We start from the raw sequence: 15612 nt of genomic DNA, 5'->3' as shown, positions 1-15612 counted from the left end.
GCTATAGATCGAAAAAGACCGTTTCCTGTTCTCCCTGTACATAAATGTTGAATTCATAAACGGTAGCTCCCGCTATTTCCAGGCGCCGGGCGATCAGGGTCTGGCGACGGTCTTCCGGTACCAAGTTCAGCATTTTATCGCGGGCATTCAAATCTTCTTCATCGGAGAAATAGATCCGTGTAAATTGATGGTTCAGCATTCCTCGCATAAACAGGGTCACATTAATGTGCGGTGCCTGGCCGTAGATCGAAGCCGGTTTGATCGTTCTGATCTCGTAGCGCCCCGCTTCGTTCATTCCGGTACCCACTCTGCCGAAGCCTTTAAACCCACCGGCTTTTGGGTCCTGCTGGCGGTCGGAATAACGGCCCTCCGCGTCACACTGCCAGCATTCCAGCATGGCATCCGTACAGCTGTTGCCCGCTCCGTCGAATACCCGCCCCTGCACGATGATCTGTTCCCCCGGCACCGAATGATCGGCGACTACGGGATGGGCGATACTGGTATAGTTGTAGCGATACTGTTCGGCCGTCAATCCGTGGGCGAAGAACGGTCCGATGGTCTGGGAAGGTGTCTGTTTGTATTTCATATCTTTTGATTGAGATCTTTAGTTTTGGTGGGAACGGGAAACAGGGATATCTCCAGATGCAAGCTACCGTTCCCGTTCTTCCAGTGATGGTCAATTCCCTGGAAGCATTGTCATCATTAGCCGGCACTTACTATTCAAAGGGAGTTTGCCGGCTGCCGCGCAGCACGATGTTGAACTCGTATCCCAGCGCAAATCCCGGCTCCGTCAGCTCGATCTTAAAATCCGCCACCAACAAGTCCCGGGCGTGGGCAGGTACAGAATTAAAGATCGGATCGTAGGCGAACAGCGGATCTCCCGGAAAATACATCTGGGTGATCAGACGGTCGGCGAATTGGTGTCCGAAGAGCGAAAAGTGGATATGGGCCGGTCGCCAGGCGTTGGGGTGATTGCCCCAGGGGTAGGCCCCCGGTTTGATGGTGTAAAACCGGTAGTTGCCCGCGTCGTCCGTCAGGGCCCGACCCGCGCCGACGAAGTTCGGGTCCAGCGGCGCATCGTGCTGATCCAGCTTATGGATGTACCGCCCGGTCGAATTGCACTGCCAGATCTCCACCAGTACATTGGGGATCCCCCTCCCCTGCTCGTCGATCACCTTACCGTGAATGACGATGCGTTCTCCCAGCGGCTCTCCGTTGACGATACTATTTTTGGTCAGGTCGTGGTCCAGTTTATCGATCACCGCATCGCCGTAAACCGGCATCCGCAGGTCCATCATCTCTTCCGGAACCGGAATCAGAGGTTTGGCCGGATTTCGGACGACCGTCGACTTATAGTCCGGATAGACCAGCGGTGGATGATTATTCCAATCTCTTTTATTCATGCCTGAAATTTCATTTTAAACAGCACAAAGCAAACATACAAACCTGATGCTTTATTTGGCAAATTCAACTAATCAAGATTTTAAACGGGTATATATACAAAGGAAAAGAAAAAATATTTGGATAATCAGGCGCAAATAGTCAATTTGTTTCTTTTTAATAGCACAAAGCAAACATCCAATATTTAGATAAAATATTTTTCACTTGATTTATAGTCAACTTTTATGAATAAGGCAATTGAACCGTCAAAATTGAAGATCCGGAACTATGTGGTATACGGTGAAGCCGGCGAGATGCTGTCACCCGCGTTTGTGCATTGCCATCAGATGGAAGTCACCGGCAAATCGCACAACTGGCACATTAAGCCCCATATCCATTCCAACTTATTTCAGATCTTTTTAATGGAGAACGGGAAGACCTTTTTCATCGGTGAGCACGTACGGGTCGAACTGAATAAACCTTCCATTCTCACCATGCCGGAAAATACCGTGCACGAATTCCGGCAGGAACGGGAGGCCAGAGGGACCGTTATTTCCATTTCCTACGCACTGATGGAGGAACTATTGGAACACTACCCTAAGGGCCTGACCGATCTGGAAAAAATGCAGTTGTTCCAACAAACCGACAACCGGGCCGATTTCGAACAGATCTTCAGTCTGGGCCGGGCCGTTGACGAAGAACTCCGCAAGGACGAGCTGGGCCAACAGGTGACCATACGCGGTTTGCTCGGCATGTTGCTCATCCGGATCCTGCGCTTAAAACAACAGGAGCATCCGGCGCAGTTGCCGGCTACCCACGATCTGAATTACATCCACTTTAAAGCGTTTCAAAATTGCATTAAACAAACCAACTCCAGTAGAAAACAGATCCGGGAATATGCGCTGGAACTCCAGATGACGCCCATTCACCTGAACCGGATCTGTCAGTCGGTGGCGGGCAAATCAGCTCTCCAGGTCGTACGGGATCACCTCATTCTGGAAGCGAAACGGCACTTGTCCTACAGTTCCTACAGCATCGCGGAGATCGCCCACTTACTGGACTTTAAAGAGCCCAACTATTTCAGCAGGTTTTTCAAAAAAGCAACGGGCATGAGCCCCAAGGATTTTCGAAAAAAGAAAAATAAAAAATAACCATGCCGGACCATTGGCAGCATCTCAATCTCCCGGATAGCCTCGAAATAAAGGTCGAACAGGACATACTCCTGATCGGTCTGAACCGACCAGCCAAACGCAACGCCATCAACGACGAACTGCTGCTGGGGATAGAACGGATCTTTGACCTTATCCCCGGCGATATTCGCGTGATCATTCTCTACGGTCAGGGGAAACATTTCTCCGCCGGCCTGGATCTGGCCGAATTACAGGAACGCAATGCCGTGGCGGGTATCCAACATTCCCGCATGTGGCACCGGGTAGTCGATAAGATCCAGTTTGGTCCCGCTCCCGTCATCGCCGTACTGCACGGCGCGGTGGTCGGCGGGGGACTGGAACTGGCTGCCGCCTGCCATATCCGGGTAGCGGCTCCCGATACCTTTTTCGCCCTTCCCGAAGGGCAGCGGGGCATTTTTGTCGGTGGCGGCGCCGCCGTCCGGGTTCCCAAACTCATCGGACTGGCCCGCATGACGGATATGATGCTCACGGGTCGGGTCTACCGGGCCGAAGAAGCCGAACGCATCGGGCTGGTACAATATCTGGCGGAGGAAGGTGCTTCCATGGATACTGCCCGGGAACTGGCCGGCAAGATCGCCGGTAACGCACCGATGACCAATTACGCCCTGACCCACGTATTACCCCGGATCGTTGATGCCGGACAGGACCAGGCGCTGGTCATGGAAAGCCTGATGGCTGCCATCGCCCAGGATGCCCCGGAAGCCAAACAACGGCTGCGGGATTTCCTGGAAGGCCGGGCCAAAAAAGTAGGGGAATGATGAAAACGACCAAGACCGCTGCCTTTAAAGAGGCTCCATTCCTGGAGATCCCTACCCAGAAGATCGACATTCGCAAACGGACGACACCGGCGGGTATCAGCTACCTGCAGTCGTCGCTCCGCCTGGAGCCCCATCCCCACCGGATGACGGCGCGTTTACTGCACTGGGCCGAACATCGGCCCGACCGGGTGTTCCTCGGAGAAAGAGATGAAGCCGGACAGTGGCGTACCATCAGCTACCGGGAAACGCTGGAACGGGTACTTTCAATCGCCCAGTGGTTGCTGGATCAGGGAGTTTCTCCGGAAAGGCCGGTGGCTATCCTGGCCGAAAATTGCATTGAGCACGCGTTATTCGCCCTGGCGGCGCTCCATATCGGCGTACCGCATTCGACCATCAGTCCGGCTTACGCCACCAAGTCCAGCGATTTTACCAAACTGAAACACGCCATCGAGGCACTGACTCCGGGAGTGATCTTTGTGTCCAACGGCAGCGTCTTTGAGCGGGCGCTTAATGCAATCCCCCACCGGGCCAGGGTGGCTTATATCACAAATCCTCCGGCCTTGGCAATGGGAACCGATGCCTTTGCGGCGATCGCAACCACTAAGGTGAGTGAGGCCGTCGGGCGCGCCTACGAAAATATTACTCCGAATACCATCGCCAAGGTGTTATTTACATCCGGCTCTACCGGTAAACCCAAGGGGGTGATCAATACCCACGGTAATATCACGACCAACTGGCAGCAGATCGTTCAGGTATTCCCATTTATGACGGAAGGCTTTGAATTGATCGACTGGCTTCCCTGGAACCACACTTTCGGCGGCAATCACAATTTGGGCCTTACTCTGTACAATAGTGGCTCCCTTTATATCGATAATGGCAATCCGACCCCGGAAGGCATCAAAACGACGATCGCCAACCTTCGGGAACGGAGGCCGACCATCTATTTCAACGTACCCAAGGGTTTTGAGGAATTGATCCCTTACCTGAAAACCGACCGGACACTGCGGGAAAGGTTCTTTTCGGAACTGAAACTACTGTTCTACGCCGGAGCGGGAATGGCCCAGCACGTATGGGATACGCTGGAAGAGCTGTCGTTCCAGACTACCGGCAAAAGATTACTGATCGCTACCGGGCTGGGCTGCACTGAATCCAGCCCCTCGGCCATGTTCAATACGCAATTCGGCAGTTTCGCCGGCATGCTCGGGGTTCCGGTGCCGGGTCTGGAACTCAAGTTGGTACCGGTGGCCGGCAAACTGGAAGCCCGCTACCGGGGCAACAATATTATGCCCGGATACTGGCGAAATGCAGAAGCCACGGCGGCCGCTTTCGACGAAGAAGGCTTTTACAAAACCGGGGATGCGCTGGAGTTTGTCGACCCGGATGATCCGAATGCGGGCATGATCTTCGACGGCCGGATCGCCGAGGACTTTAAACTCAGTACCGGTACCTGGGTGAGCGTGGGCAGTCTGCGCAGTAGTTTTGTCCAGGCCGCCCGGGGGCTGATCCAGGATGTGGTCATTACCGGCCATAACCGCGATTACATAGGCGCGATCGTCTTTCCCGAACCGGCCTATCTAAGATCAGAGCTGGGTATAACGGCAGGATCTCCGGAAGATATGGCGGATAATCCCCGACTGCTGGAAGCGCTCGGCAAGGTACTGCAGGATTTTGCCCGGCAAAGTACGGGCAGTTCCCGGCTGATCCGCAAACTGATCGTTGCTCCTTTTGCCCTTTCGCCGGCGCTGGGAGAACTTACGGATAAAGGCTCGATCAACCAAAATGCGGTGCTAAGGAACCGGGCGGCCTTTGTGGAGCTCTTGTACGGAGCAGACGCAGAGATCCCGGTCCTCACCATAAAAGATCAAGCCCGTGGAAATAAAAAATAAAACTTTCCTGATCAGCGGCGGCGGTTCGGGACTGGGACTGGCTACTGCCCAAATGCTGGCCCAATACGGCGCCCGGGTGGCCGTACTGGATATTCGCCTACCCGCTGATAGCGAGCTAAACGCAGGACAAGAGTCAATGGTACTGCCGTTGCAGGCCGACGTCCGCCGGGAGGAGCAGATCGAGGCGGCCCTGGATAAAACCGTTGCAACTTTCGGTCCTATCCACGGACTGATCAGTTGTGCGGGTATCGGCCCGGCCGCCCGTACCCTCGGGCGGGAAGGGGTGCATTCACTGGAACTCTTCCAAAAAGTGATCGATACCAATCTGGTCGGTACCTTTAACCTTATCCGGCTCACCGCTAACCGGATGCAGGAAAATGCCCCGGAGGCCGACGGTGAAAGGGGTACCATCATTATGACGGCCTCCGTAGCGGCCTACGAGGGACAGATCGGACAGGCGGCTTACGCGGCTTCCAAAGGCGGACTGGTGTCGATGACCCTGCCGCTGGCGCGGGAGTTGGCCCGGATCGGAATCCGGGTCAATACGATCGCTCCGGGAATTTTTGAAACCCCGCTGCTGGCCAATTTGCCGGATGAAGCCCGCGCCTCCCTGGGGGCACAGGTGCCGTTTCCGTCCAGACTGGGGCAGGCCGAAGAATTTGCGGCCCTGGCCCGGCATATTATTGAAAACCGGATGCTGAACGGCACCGTGATCCGTCTGGATGGAGGGATCCGGATGGGGCCAAAGTGATTATCGGATGATTGGAAATTTCAATTGTCCAAAATCTAATTCATGAACTTTCTAAAATAGATCAACCACAATCGAAAAATATAACTTATGAACCCACCATTCAGAGCCGACCACGTCGGTAGTCTGCTCCGCACGGAGGAAGTGAAAGAAAATCGTCTGCGCTGGAAAAGAGGCGAGTTATCGGACGAGGCATTGCGAACCATCGAAGATGCCGCCATCGCCGAAACGGTCAAAAAACTGGAATCCACGGGGATGCGGTCCATTACGGATGGAGAATTCCGCCGCGATTATTTCCACCTGGATTTCCTCAAAGAACTGGCCGGCGTTTCCGTAACCGGAGGCATCGAGGCCAACCCGAACGCCAAAGTCGCGGAAGATGGCTTCAAACCGCCGAAATTGAGTGTGACCGGCAAACTGGAGCACGTGCGGGATATACAGGTGGATGACTATCGCTATCTGCAATCGGTAGCGACCGAAACGCCAAAGGTTTCCATCCCCTCCCCTACTATGGTCCACTTTCGGGGCGGCCGCAAATCCATCGACATTGATTCTTATCCCGATCTGGATCAGTTTTTCGAAGATCTGGCCCGGGCTTACCGGGAGGAGATCGACCATCTCTACCGCGCCGGGCTGCGCTATTTGCAGCTGGACGATACCAATCTGGCCTATCTCTGTGATCCAAAAATGCGGGCAGCGGCTACCGAACGGGGGGAAGATCCCAATGACCTACCGCGCACTTACGCCGCCCTGATCAATTCCGTAATCGACGGCCGACCGGACGATCTCACGGTGGGGATCCACCTGTGCCGGGGCAATTACCGCAGCACCTGGTTTGCCGAAGGAGGCTACGAACCCGTAGCGGAGGTACTTTTCAACAACATCAATGTGGATGCCTACTTCCTGGAATACGACGACGAACGTTCCGGTGATTTTACGCCCCTGCGCTTTGTTCCCGAAAATAAAATGGTGGTACTGGGGATCATCTCGTCCAAGGTCCGCGAGCTGGAAGATATAGATGACCTGCGTCGCCGGATCGATGAGGCCGCCCGGTATATGCCTCTGGAAAATATGTGTATCAGTCCGCAGTGCGGCTTTTCCTCCACGCACCACGGCAATGATCTGACCCACGATGACCAGTGGCGGAAAATGGAATTGGTGGTGAATACGGCGCTGAAAGTCTGGGGTACTCCTTGATTGGTTAAAGGCCGCATATTGGTTTTTAGAAACTACTGATCAGGAATGGACTGATTGTGATTTTTTTACTGTATGAATGTGGAAACGTGGAAACGTGGAAATGTTAAAACGTGGAAACGTGGAAAGATTAGGTATCCGTGGATTTGTTTCTTTTTTTCACTTAAACCAGTTTTCACTTTTGATCTTCTGCCGGAGCATAATCTAAACGATACCTGCAAACCGGTAAAGCTATATAAGTGGAAACGGTCCGGACCGGATTTCTAGAAAAGCAAAATAACCGAAAAATGATCGACCTGGATAAGATCGTCGCTATTGATGTACATACGCACGCGGAAGTCTCCTGCCGGCAACCGCACGATGATTTCCGTCCGGAACTGGATGAGGCTTTCGCCAAATATTTTAAATCCGACAAGCGGCCCACTATCCAGGAGACGGCGGACTACTACCGGGAGCGGAATATCGCTTTTATCATGTTCACCGTAGATTCGGAATTTGCGGTAGGTAAAAGACGTATTCCCAACGAGGAAGTGGCGGAGATGGCTCAGAAGAATGCGGATATCATGATCCCCTTCGCCAGTATCGATCCCCACAAGGGAAGAATGGGTGCCCGTGAGGCTCGCAACCTGATCGAGAACTACGGAGTAAAAGGGTTTAAATTTCATCCTACCGTACAGGGTTTTCGTCCGAACGACCGCATGGCGTACCACCTGTACGAAGTGATCGCCGAATACGGCCTGCCCATGCTGTTTCATTCCGGGCATTCCGGCTTCGGGAGCGGTGTGCGCGGTGGTGGTGGCCTGCGGCTGGAATACTCCAACCCCATTCACCTGGATGACGTAGCGATCGATTTTCCCGATTCGCCGATCATTATCGCCCATCCGAGCTGGCCCTGGCAGGACGAAGCCCTCTCCGTTGCCATGCACAAACCCAACATCTATATCGACCTGAGCGGCTGGTCGCCCAAATACTTTCCCAAACAACTCGTACAGTACGCCAATACGCTACTGAAAGACCGCATGCTATTCGGAACCGATTTCCCACTCATCACCCCGGATCGCTGGATACGGGATTTCGAAGACGCCGATTTCCGGGAAGAGGTCAAACCCCTGATCATGAAAGAGAACGCCATCAAAATGCTGGGCCTGACCTAAAACCCCTGACCCCTGACACCTCTCTCCTGACACCTGATTCCTGACACCCAAATCCTGACACCTCTCACCAAAAAACAACCATGGAATTCAACGCCAAAACAGTAATCGACGATCGCCCCCTGACCGGGCTCCAGTACGCCACGATATTCGTCTGCTTTCTGATGAATATGCTCGACGGCATGGACGTACTGGTCATTTCCTATACCGCGCCCGCAATTGCCGATACCTGGGCGGTAAGCCCGGAAGCGCTGGGCATCGTTTTCAGCATGGGCCTGTTCGGGATGACCTTCGGAGCGCTCCTGCTGGCGCCCTACGCCGATAAGATCGGACGGAAAAATATGATCCTGATCAGTGCGCTGCTGATGGGTATTAGTATCTTCCTCACCTCCTTTGCCCAGTCGGTCGGACAGTTGATGGTCTACCGTTTTATCAGCGGTCTGGGCATCGGCAGTATGTTGGCCAGTACAGCGGCCTTAGCGGCGGAGTATACGCCCAATAAGACCCGTGATTTCTGGGTGAGTTTCGTGATCTCGGGTTATCCGGTGGGAGCGGTACTCTCGGGGATAGTTGCGGCGCGGGTGGTACCCGCCTACGGCTGGCCGGTCATGTATCAGATCGCCGGGATCGCATCCTTTGTTACCATCCCGATGATCTATTTCTTTCTGTCCGAATCACTGGATTTTTATCTGCGACGGCACCCTAAGGATGCACTTGCCAAAGCCAATAAGATACTGATCCAGATGGGCGTTGAACCGCTGAGTGCTCTACCGCCCCAGGCCGCAAAACAGGCGGCCATTCCAGTACGATCCCTCTTGCACAGTGATTATCGCTTACCGACCTTCCAGCTTTGGTTCGCCCTGTTCCTGGCCTTTGCTACCCTTTATTTTCTGACGAGCTGGATACCGAAACTGGCCACCAATGCCGGTCTTTCTTTGGAATTGGCCATTTACGCCGGTACCGTTTTCAACGTCGGGGCCGTATTCGGGATCGTCCTGCAGGGCTATTTCTCCAGCCGTTACGGACTGAAACGCACCATTGGTATTTTCCTGATCCTCACGGCGGTCCTGATGGCGATCTTCCGCTTTTTTGTCGGATCGGATGTTTTGTTGCTCGTTTTCGGATTATTGGGTTTCGGTATCCAGGGTGGTTTTGTGGGTCTGTACGCGGTGGCGGCCAGGATGTATCCTACCGAATTTCGCACCACCGGTGTCGGATGGTCCATCGGCATCGGCCGACTGGGTGGTATCATCGGGCCGGCGGTCGGAGGGATATTGATCGGCATGGGACTGAGTATGTCCACTAATTTTCTGGTATACGCCATACCCACCGTGCTGGCCGGCATTATGACCATGCGGATCTCTTCGAAAAAGATCAGTTGAGGAACCTACCGATGTATGGTAAAATATTGATGCAGACTGAACGGGATAATTAGACAAATGGGTCCGGCTGCTGATCAGCCATGGTCAGTGGATCACGGTTATCGAGTATCTGAGCCAGATGCAGGCAGCGGCCCAGTTCATAGCGATAGAAGAAGCGGGCAGCGTGCACCATGGAAGCATTCCAGTCGTCGGCCGGCTTTTCCAAGGCAGCAGCGGCCATTTTCAGCCATTGCCAGGCTACGTTTACCAGTCCGAAATATTCCATATACAGGGTGGCATCGGCCAAAAAGGCTTCCGTTTTACCGGTTGCGGCCAGCTTAAGGAGTCCTCCGGTGGTGCGTTCAAACCGGTCCATCTCTTCCTGCAAACGCCCTGCCAGTCCGCTTATTTCCGGTATCGTAGAGGCCTGCTTGCGGGTTGCGTTCACCTCTTCCTTCCAGTAGGCCAGAGCGGCTCCGTTATTTCTAACTACCTCCCGGCCGAGTAAGGCCAGCGACTGGATACCCGTGGTACCTTCGTAGATGCTGCTGATGCGGACATCGCGGGCCATCTGCTCCAGGGTAAAATCTTCCGTATAACCGTAGCCGCCCAGCACCTGCATCCCCAGATTGACCGATCGGTTCCCCTCTTCGGCGCCATAGGTTTTGGCCACCGGGGTCAGCAACTCCAGCAGGGCGTGGTAGCGCTTCTTTTCGTCCGGATCCCGGCTCACCTTCAACTGATCCAGATAGTAATAGCACTGCAGATGGAACGCCAGTCCTCCCTCGACAATGACTTTCTGGGTAAGCAACATCCGGCGAACGTCCGGATGCTCAATGATCCGCACGGGCGCTCCGGTTTTCAGGCTTCGCCCCTGTGGTCGCTCGCGGGCGTACTGCAGCGCGGTCTGGTAAGCAGCCGAGGCAATAGAGATCCCGTTGAGGCCGACGCCCAGCCGGGAACTGTTCATCATCTGGAACATCTGCGGCAGGCCCTTATGGGGTGCCCCGAGCAGATAGGCGGTGCAATCGCCCGTTTCTCCGAATGCCAGGTGCATTGCCGGAGTGGCTTTCTGCCCCATTTTGTGATAAATGCTGACCGATTGCACATCATTGGGCGTTTCCTGGTCGCTCAGCTTGTACTTGGGTACGATAAACAGGGAAATGCCCTTGGTGCCTTCAGGTGCACCTTCTATCCTCGCCAGCAACAGATGGATAATGTTTTCGGAAGCATCGTGGTCTCCGGCCGAAATGAAAATCTTCTGCCCGCGCAACGAATAAGTACCATCCGGGTTCGGGCGGGCCGTAGCTTTGATATCGGACAGCGAACTGCCTGCCTGGGGTTCCGTCAGGCACATGGTACCCAGCCAGCGTCCGTTCAGCAGATTAGGGATAAAGCGTTGTTGCTGTTCCGTTGTACCGTAAGCCAGGATAAGGTTCGCGCAGCCGATCGACAGGTCGGTATACATGACGAAACTATTATTGGCACTCATCGAAATGTACTTAACGGCTGCATAGATGATCTTGGGTAATTGTTGCCCGTCCAGCTCCAAAGGGAAAGTGGACGCCATCAGTCCCGACTCTGCGAAAGTCCGTACAAAATCCGCCACCGGGGGCGGTACCTGCACCTGACCGTCGCACAACTCCGGTTCGGGCTGTTCAATATCCCGAAAGAAAGGGCGAAGCTGCTGATCCGCGATCTCCGTAGCAGCGTCGATGGTGAACTCGAAGGTATCGCGATCGTGTTGCCCGTAGTAGTCATGACGGCACAACTCCTCTACGCGATATACATCGTACAACAGGAAGTTGAGTAATTGGCGGGAGAAAAGAGGATGTTCCATATTTTGGGTATTGGCACTACGGTTGCGATGGCGATCTCAGATCATAGCCCGGGAAAGGACCATCTTCCGGAATCAGCGCAGGGTAAAAATATATCCTATTAACGCACAAAGCTCCTCCTCGTACGCCTCGGTACGGGAACAGGAAGCATTGATAAGATACGTGTTTTTTCCAAAAATATAGTAGATCAGCGTGTACACCTCCTGCTCCTGCATCAGCAACCAGTAGGTAGAAATTCTGTTGATCTCCTGAAACCCGTTATTCACCAATTCGTACTGGGCCGAAACGGCCTGGATCTCGGAAGCAATATACGCTCCGGGGTTCGGGACCTGCTCCAGTAAGGTAGTGAGAGTGATCGATCGGATCTGGTTTTCGCCATACAGTAAGCTGGTATCCACCGCGCCGACACTCCGCACCGAATCTCTGGTTACCTCCTGTACCGCCCAGGCCTGCGGCACTTCCACGCCCCATTCGGATTCCGGTAGTACGATCCGCTGGGTGGGTCCATTCCCTTCCGTTAGAGTACAGGGAATGGGTAATTCGATAAGCCGGCTATTTTCCCGACATCCGGTCAGGATTAGTAATAAACAACCGCCCAGATAAAAGAACGAGCGCATCTTCATAAGCAGATCATTGCTGGATTATACAAAGCCGGCGGGTCGCCGGCAGGTCATTGGTACCTTTATTCTCGCACCGGGATCAGGGGGCCAGTCGGGATATTACCCAGGCGCCGGGACCGGCAAGGGTATACAGCAGCCGATCGTGCAGACGGCTGGTACGTCCCTGCCAGAACTCTACCGTATGCGGCCGAAGACGGTAACCGCCCCAGTGTTCGGGACGGGGCAATTTTTCCGCGTCGCTGTACTCGGCGTTTAGTTCCCGGACCTGTTCTTCCAAAATTTCCCGCCGGGGGATCACCTGGCTTTGCGGGGATGCCCAGGCACCGATCTGACTTCCTTTGGGCCGCGATTGAAAATACTCGGTTGACATAGTGGCCGGCACTTTTTCAATCAGTCCTTCCACCCGGATCTGCCGGTGCAGTTCCAGCCAGTTGAAGACCAGGGCTGCGTGGGGGTTTTCGGCCATTTCCTGCCCCTTCCGGCTTTCGTAATTGGTATAGAATACAAAACTTTCCGACTCGACTTCCTTCAACAAAACCACCCGGGCGGAAGGCCGTCCGCTGGTTGTGGAGGTAGCCAAAACCATGGCGTTCGGCTCGGGAATTTCCGCCTGAACAGCGGTTTTGAACCATCTCGCGAACTGCTGAAAGGGATCTTTTTCCGCCTGGGATTCCAATAATTCATCACGATTATAATCCTCCCGAAAGTCTCCTAGATTGAGCAACATAACTATCTGTTTATCTTCATATTACAATCTTCGCACTCATTAAACTGAGGGGGATATGATCCGCCGGTGACGGCGACCACACGGCTCAGGTTAGCATCTGCAAAGTAGATTTTGTTCCGATTCCAGTAAAATAAATTGACTAAATTTTCAGTTATATATCTGTTTTTTATAGGAAATAGGACACGCTTTGAAAAATTAATTTTTTTTTGTTCACGAACGAACCTGCCCCCAAACCAGGTTGTTCTATGGACAGTTTCTTGTTGAAACAGGTGCCTGCCATCACGCTGTAGCACGGCTTACGGTAAAACGAAATACACTTAATTTTTCTTCCCTGATCGAATCGATCGATTGTGGGCTTCAACGATTTCGTTTGCCATCCTTATTCCAACACGTTAACACGACACCAGTTCATTAACTAACTAAAAGGACAGATCTATCGGATAAAACTTGTACACCTTTAATGTATTAGATTTTTAACATCTAAAAATTCGAAAGCATGAAGAACTTTCAAATGACTGCTGACGAGAAGAAGGTGAACGAGCCGGTATTAAGTGAAGAACTGCGACCCTTCTGCGCCTGTCGAAAAAAAGGCGAAAATTTTCAATGCACTCATTTCTCGGCTTGTACCTACTGGCGAAAACTCAACGAAAGAACGTTGAAGAACAGTTGGTTAGACCGTTTTCTTCGCGCCTTCGTAGCCACCCGGATCCAGGGTCGGATCTTTACCGAAAGTCTACTCGATGCTCCTACCCGGCAGAGTGTCCTGTTTACGCCTTTCGAAGGTAAGCGGATCATGCGGGACCTCAAGAAGACCATTTATACGCTGCAGGAAAAATACAGCCACCCGATGGCGCTTTACATTGAAGGTTACAAAATGCGGGAGATCGCCGATATCCTCGAGATTTCCTTCGTCAGCGTTCTGATGCGGATCGCCTACGCACGTATGAAACTGCTGACGCTGATCCAGAATAATCCCATTCTCACACTGAGAATGCCGGAAACCGAAAATTCCCAAAACAAATAACTATTCCATTATCCAGGAAGGATAATGTCCTACATAACTATATACATACACGTATCATAGTCCCAAGTTTCTTATTGGTAGATGAAGCGGGGCGGCCTCAAAGCGAGGTTCGCCCCATTTTTTTTTGCTGAACATCGTTCCAAAATGACTGTTGGAAATAGAAATAGGATTAAGAGTGTGCTTGGGATTTTTTCTTTGTGGCGAAAACATTCAATTTTTTGTTTAGACGAAGCTCATTTTGAAGTGCATACCTGGAAGGTACGGACTGAAAAATAGCTGAAGTATAAAAGGAAAAGTGAAGTTTGCAGCCCGATTAATAATTCCCAAACACACTCAACGTAAATCAAAATAAGAATGGATAGTATCCTCGACCAATTCAATCAATCCCTGGGCAATCTGGGCACCAAGCTGCAGGGATGGCTCAACAGTCTGATCGTCAATTTACCCGATCTGCTCCTCGCTATTCTCGTGCTTGTTGTCGGTATTTACCTGACCAAGCGCATGCAAAATTACTTCTATCGCCTGATCAGCCGCTTTTCCGATAAGGAAACCGTTAACCGGCTGCTGTCCAATATTGCAACCGCACTTTTTTTCCTGATCGTTCTATTCATTGTCCTGAGTATTCTCGGTCTGGATACGGCGCTCACTACCCTGCTCGGTACCGCCGGGGTTGCCGGTCTGGCGGTTGGTCTGGCGCTGCAGGATCCGATCGTTAACCTCTTTGCCGGCATCATGATGTCGATGCGTACCTTCTTCAAGATCGGAGACCTGGTGGAAACCAATGATTTTTTCGGCGTTGTGGAAAAAATATCCTTGCGATCTACCATACTGAAGACCCTGCAGGGCCAGGAGGTCGTTCTGCCCAATAAAAATGTCTACCAAAATCCGCTCAAAAACTACTCCACTTCCGGGGAACGGCGCATCGATCTGAGTTGCGGAGTATCCTACGGAGATAATCTGGAAAATGTAAAACAGATCGCTATCTCGGCGATCGAGGATAATCTGGATTACAACAACAACCGGCCGGTGGAGTTATTTTTTACCGAATTCGGGAACAGCTCCATCAATTTCACGCTTCGGTTCTGGACCAATTCGGGCAATCAGAAAAATTATATGGAACTCCAGAGTAACGCGATCATCGCCATCAAGAAAGCGTTTGATGCCAACGATATTACTATTCCGTTCCCGATCCGCACGCTGGATTTCGGGATTAAGGGAGGTGAAAAATTAAATGAAGTGATCTCTGCCGGTTGGCTGGAAAAAGGTAATGGGAATGGGACCGATTAGATGATACTGTGCTGCCCTGAAATAAAAAAAGTCCCAACCTGAAGTTGGGACTGGAATAAACAAACACTATGAACAACACTTAGATCTTTAAAATCCGGAGAAATTATTTTCTCCAGCTTATATTGGTATGGACTGTTGACAAAGTTTTAAAAAACCCCCGCCAAATACGGGGGTGTAATAAACTATGAACAAACACTCACCCAATTATTATCTTTATATTTCGAAAACGAAATTATACGCTTGTTGTAATGGAAATACTTATCTCGGCAAGGGGGGGGGAAATCCGTATAGTTTATTTCCATCGGATGATAATCCTTTGGTAAGCAATAATGTAAGGGGCTAAAAACAAAAGGCTCACCTTCAAAAAACTGCGATTTTTTGTTTAAGTAGCTGTTATTCATACACTTGCGTGGATTTTAGCGGATTTTGCAACTCAAATCAAAACACT

Annotated in this window: 14 protein-coding genes; 9 read left to right on the top strand and 5 right to left on the bottom strand. The window is 52.1% G+C overall.

Annotation, left to right across the window (positions count from 1 at the left end):
- Position 1: 1 nt before the first annotated feature.
- Both pcaG and pcaH read right to left on the bottom strand, forming a co-directional pair.
- A complete protein-coding gene (gene pcaG / locus CRP01_RS34525) occupies positions 2–586 on the bottom strand; it encodes a protocatechuate 3,4-dioxygenase subunit alpha (protein ID WP_099154649.1) in 585 nt (194 codons plus the stop codon).
- Between the two features lie 130 nt (positions 587–716).
- Positions 717–1403, bottom strand: a complete 687-nt coding sequence (pcaH, locus tag CRP01_RS34520; RefSeq protein WP_099154648.1) for a protocatechuate 3,4-dioxygenase subunit beta — start codon at positions 1401–1403, stop codon at positions 717–719.
- Between the two features lie 222 nt (positions 1404–1625).
- On the opposite strand from pcaH, the gene CRP01_RS34515 reads away from it, so the two are divergent.
- The 7 genes from CRP01_RS34515 (at position 1626) to CRP01_RS34485 (ending at position 9689) form a co-directional block, all read left to right on the top strand.
- On the top strand, positions 1626–2531 hold the full coding sequence (locus CRP01_RS34515) for a helix-turn-helix domain-containing protein (RefSeq protein WP_099154647.1): 906 nt from the start codon (positions 1626–1628) through the stop codon (positions 2529–2531).
- A 2-nt stretch (positions 2532–2533) separates the two neighbouring features.
- Positions 2534–3328 carry a crotonase/enoyl-CoA hydratase family protein gene (locus CRP01_RS34510; RefSeq protein ID WP_099154646.1) on the top strand — a complete coding sequence of 265 codons (795 nt, stop codon included), beginning with the start codon at positions 2534–2536 and terminating at the stop codon, positions 3326–3328.
- Positions 3325–5214, top strand: a complete 1890-nt coding sequence (locus tag CRP01_RS34505) for a feruloyl-CoA synthase (protein WP_222845883.1) — start codon at positions 3325–3327, stop codon at positions 5212–5214. The genes CRP01_RS34510 and CRP01_RS34505 overlap by 4 nt, the downstream gene beginning before the upstream one ends.
- A complete protein-coding gene (locus CRP01_RS34500) occupies positions 5198–5965 on the top strand; it encodes an SDR family NAD(P)-dependent oxidoreductase (protein WP_099154645.1) in 768 nt (255 codons plus the stop codon). Before CRP01_RS34505 ends, CRP01_RS34500 begins: the two co-directional genes overlap by 17 nt.
- Before the next feature lie 87 nt (positions 5966–6052).
- A complete protein-coding gene (locus CRP01_RS34495; protein WP_099154644.1) occupies positions 6053–7159 on the top strand; it encodes a 5-methyltetrahydropteroyltriglutamate--homocysteine S-methyltransferase in 1107 nt (368 codons plus the stop codon).
- Between the two features lie 284 nt (positions 7160–7443).
- On the top strand, positions 7444–8310 hold the full coding sequence (locus CRP01_RS34490; protein WP_099154699.1) for an amidohydrolase family protein: 867 nt from the start codon (positions 7444–7446) through the stop codon (positions 8308–8310).
- 80 nt (positions 8311–8390) lie between these two features.
- Positions 8391–9689 carry an MFS transporter gene (locus tag CRP01_RS34485; protein ID WP_099154643.1) on the top strand — a complete coding sequence of 433 codons (1299 nt, stop codon included), beginning with the start codon at positions 8391–8393 and terminating at the stop codon, positions 9687–9689.
- 49 nt (positions 9690–9738) lie between these two features.
- Here CRP01_RS34485 and CRP01_RS34480 read toward each other — a convergent pair whose 3' ends face one another.
- From CRP01_RS34480 to pdxH, 3 genes are all read right to left on the bottom strand, one after another.
- Complete coding sequence (locus CRP01_RS34480) at positions 9739–11508, bottom strand: acyl-CoA dehydrogenase (RefSeq protein WP_099154642.1); 1770 nt, start codon at positions 11506–11508, stop codon at positions 9739–9741.
- Positions 11509–11580: 72 nt separating this feature from the next.
- Positions 11581–12129: a hypothetical protein gene (locus CRP01_RS34475; RefSeq protein ID WP_099154641.1), complete on the bottom strand. Its 549-nt coding sequence runs from the start codon at positions 12127–12129 to the stop codon at positions 11581–11583.
- Positions 12130–12205: 76 nt separating this feature from the next.
- The gene (gene pdxH, locus CRP01_RS34470) at positions 12206–12853 is read right to left on the bottom strand and encodes a pyridoxamine 5'-phosphate oxidase (RefSeq protein WP_099154640.1); all 648 of its coding nucleotides are present in this window, start codon (positions 12851–12853) and stop codon (positions 12206–12208) included.
- A 496-nt stretch (positions 12854–13349) separates the two neighbouring features.
- Here pdxH and CRP01_RS34460 point away from each other — a divergent pair, with 496 nt between their 5' ends.
- Positions 13350–13877, top strand: a complete 528-nt coding sequence (locus CRP01_RS34460; protein WP_099154638.1) for an RNA polymerase sigma factor — start codon at positions 13350–13352, stop codon at positions 13875–13877.
- A gap of 354 nt (positions 13878–14231) precedes the next feature.
- Positions 14232–15164: a mechanosensitive ion channel family protein gene (locus CRP01_RS34455; protein ID WP_099154637.1), complete on the top strand. Its 933-nt coding sequence runs from the start codon at positions 14232–14234 to the stop codon at positions 15162–15164.
- The last annotated feature ends 448 nt before the right edge of the window (positions 15165–15612 follow it).

The organism is Flavilitoribacter nigricans DSM 23189 = NBRC 102662, assembly GCF_002646595.1.
Taxonomy (GTDB): domain Bacteria; phylum Bacteroidota; class Bacteroidia; order Chitinophagales; family Saprospiraceae; genus Flavilitoribacter; species Flavilitoribacter nigricans.
The sequence above is the reverse complement of the archived record's forward strand: the minus strand, read 5'-3'. Positions and strand labels throughout refer to the sequence as shown.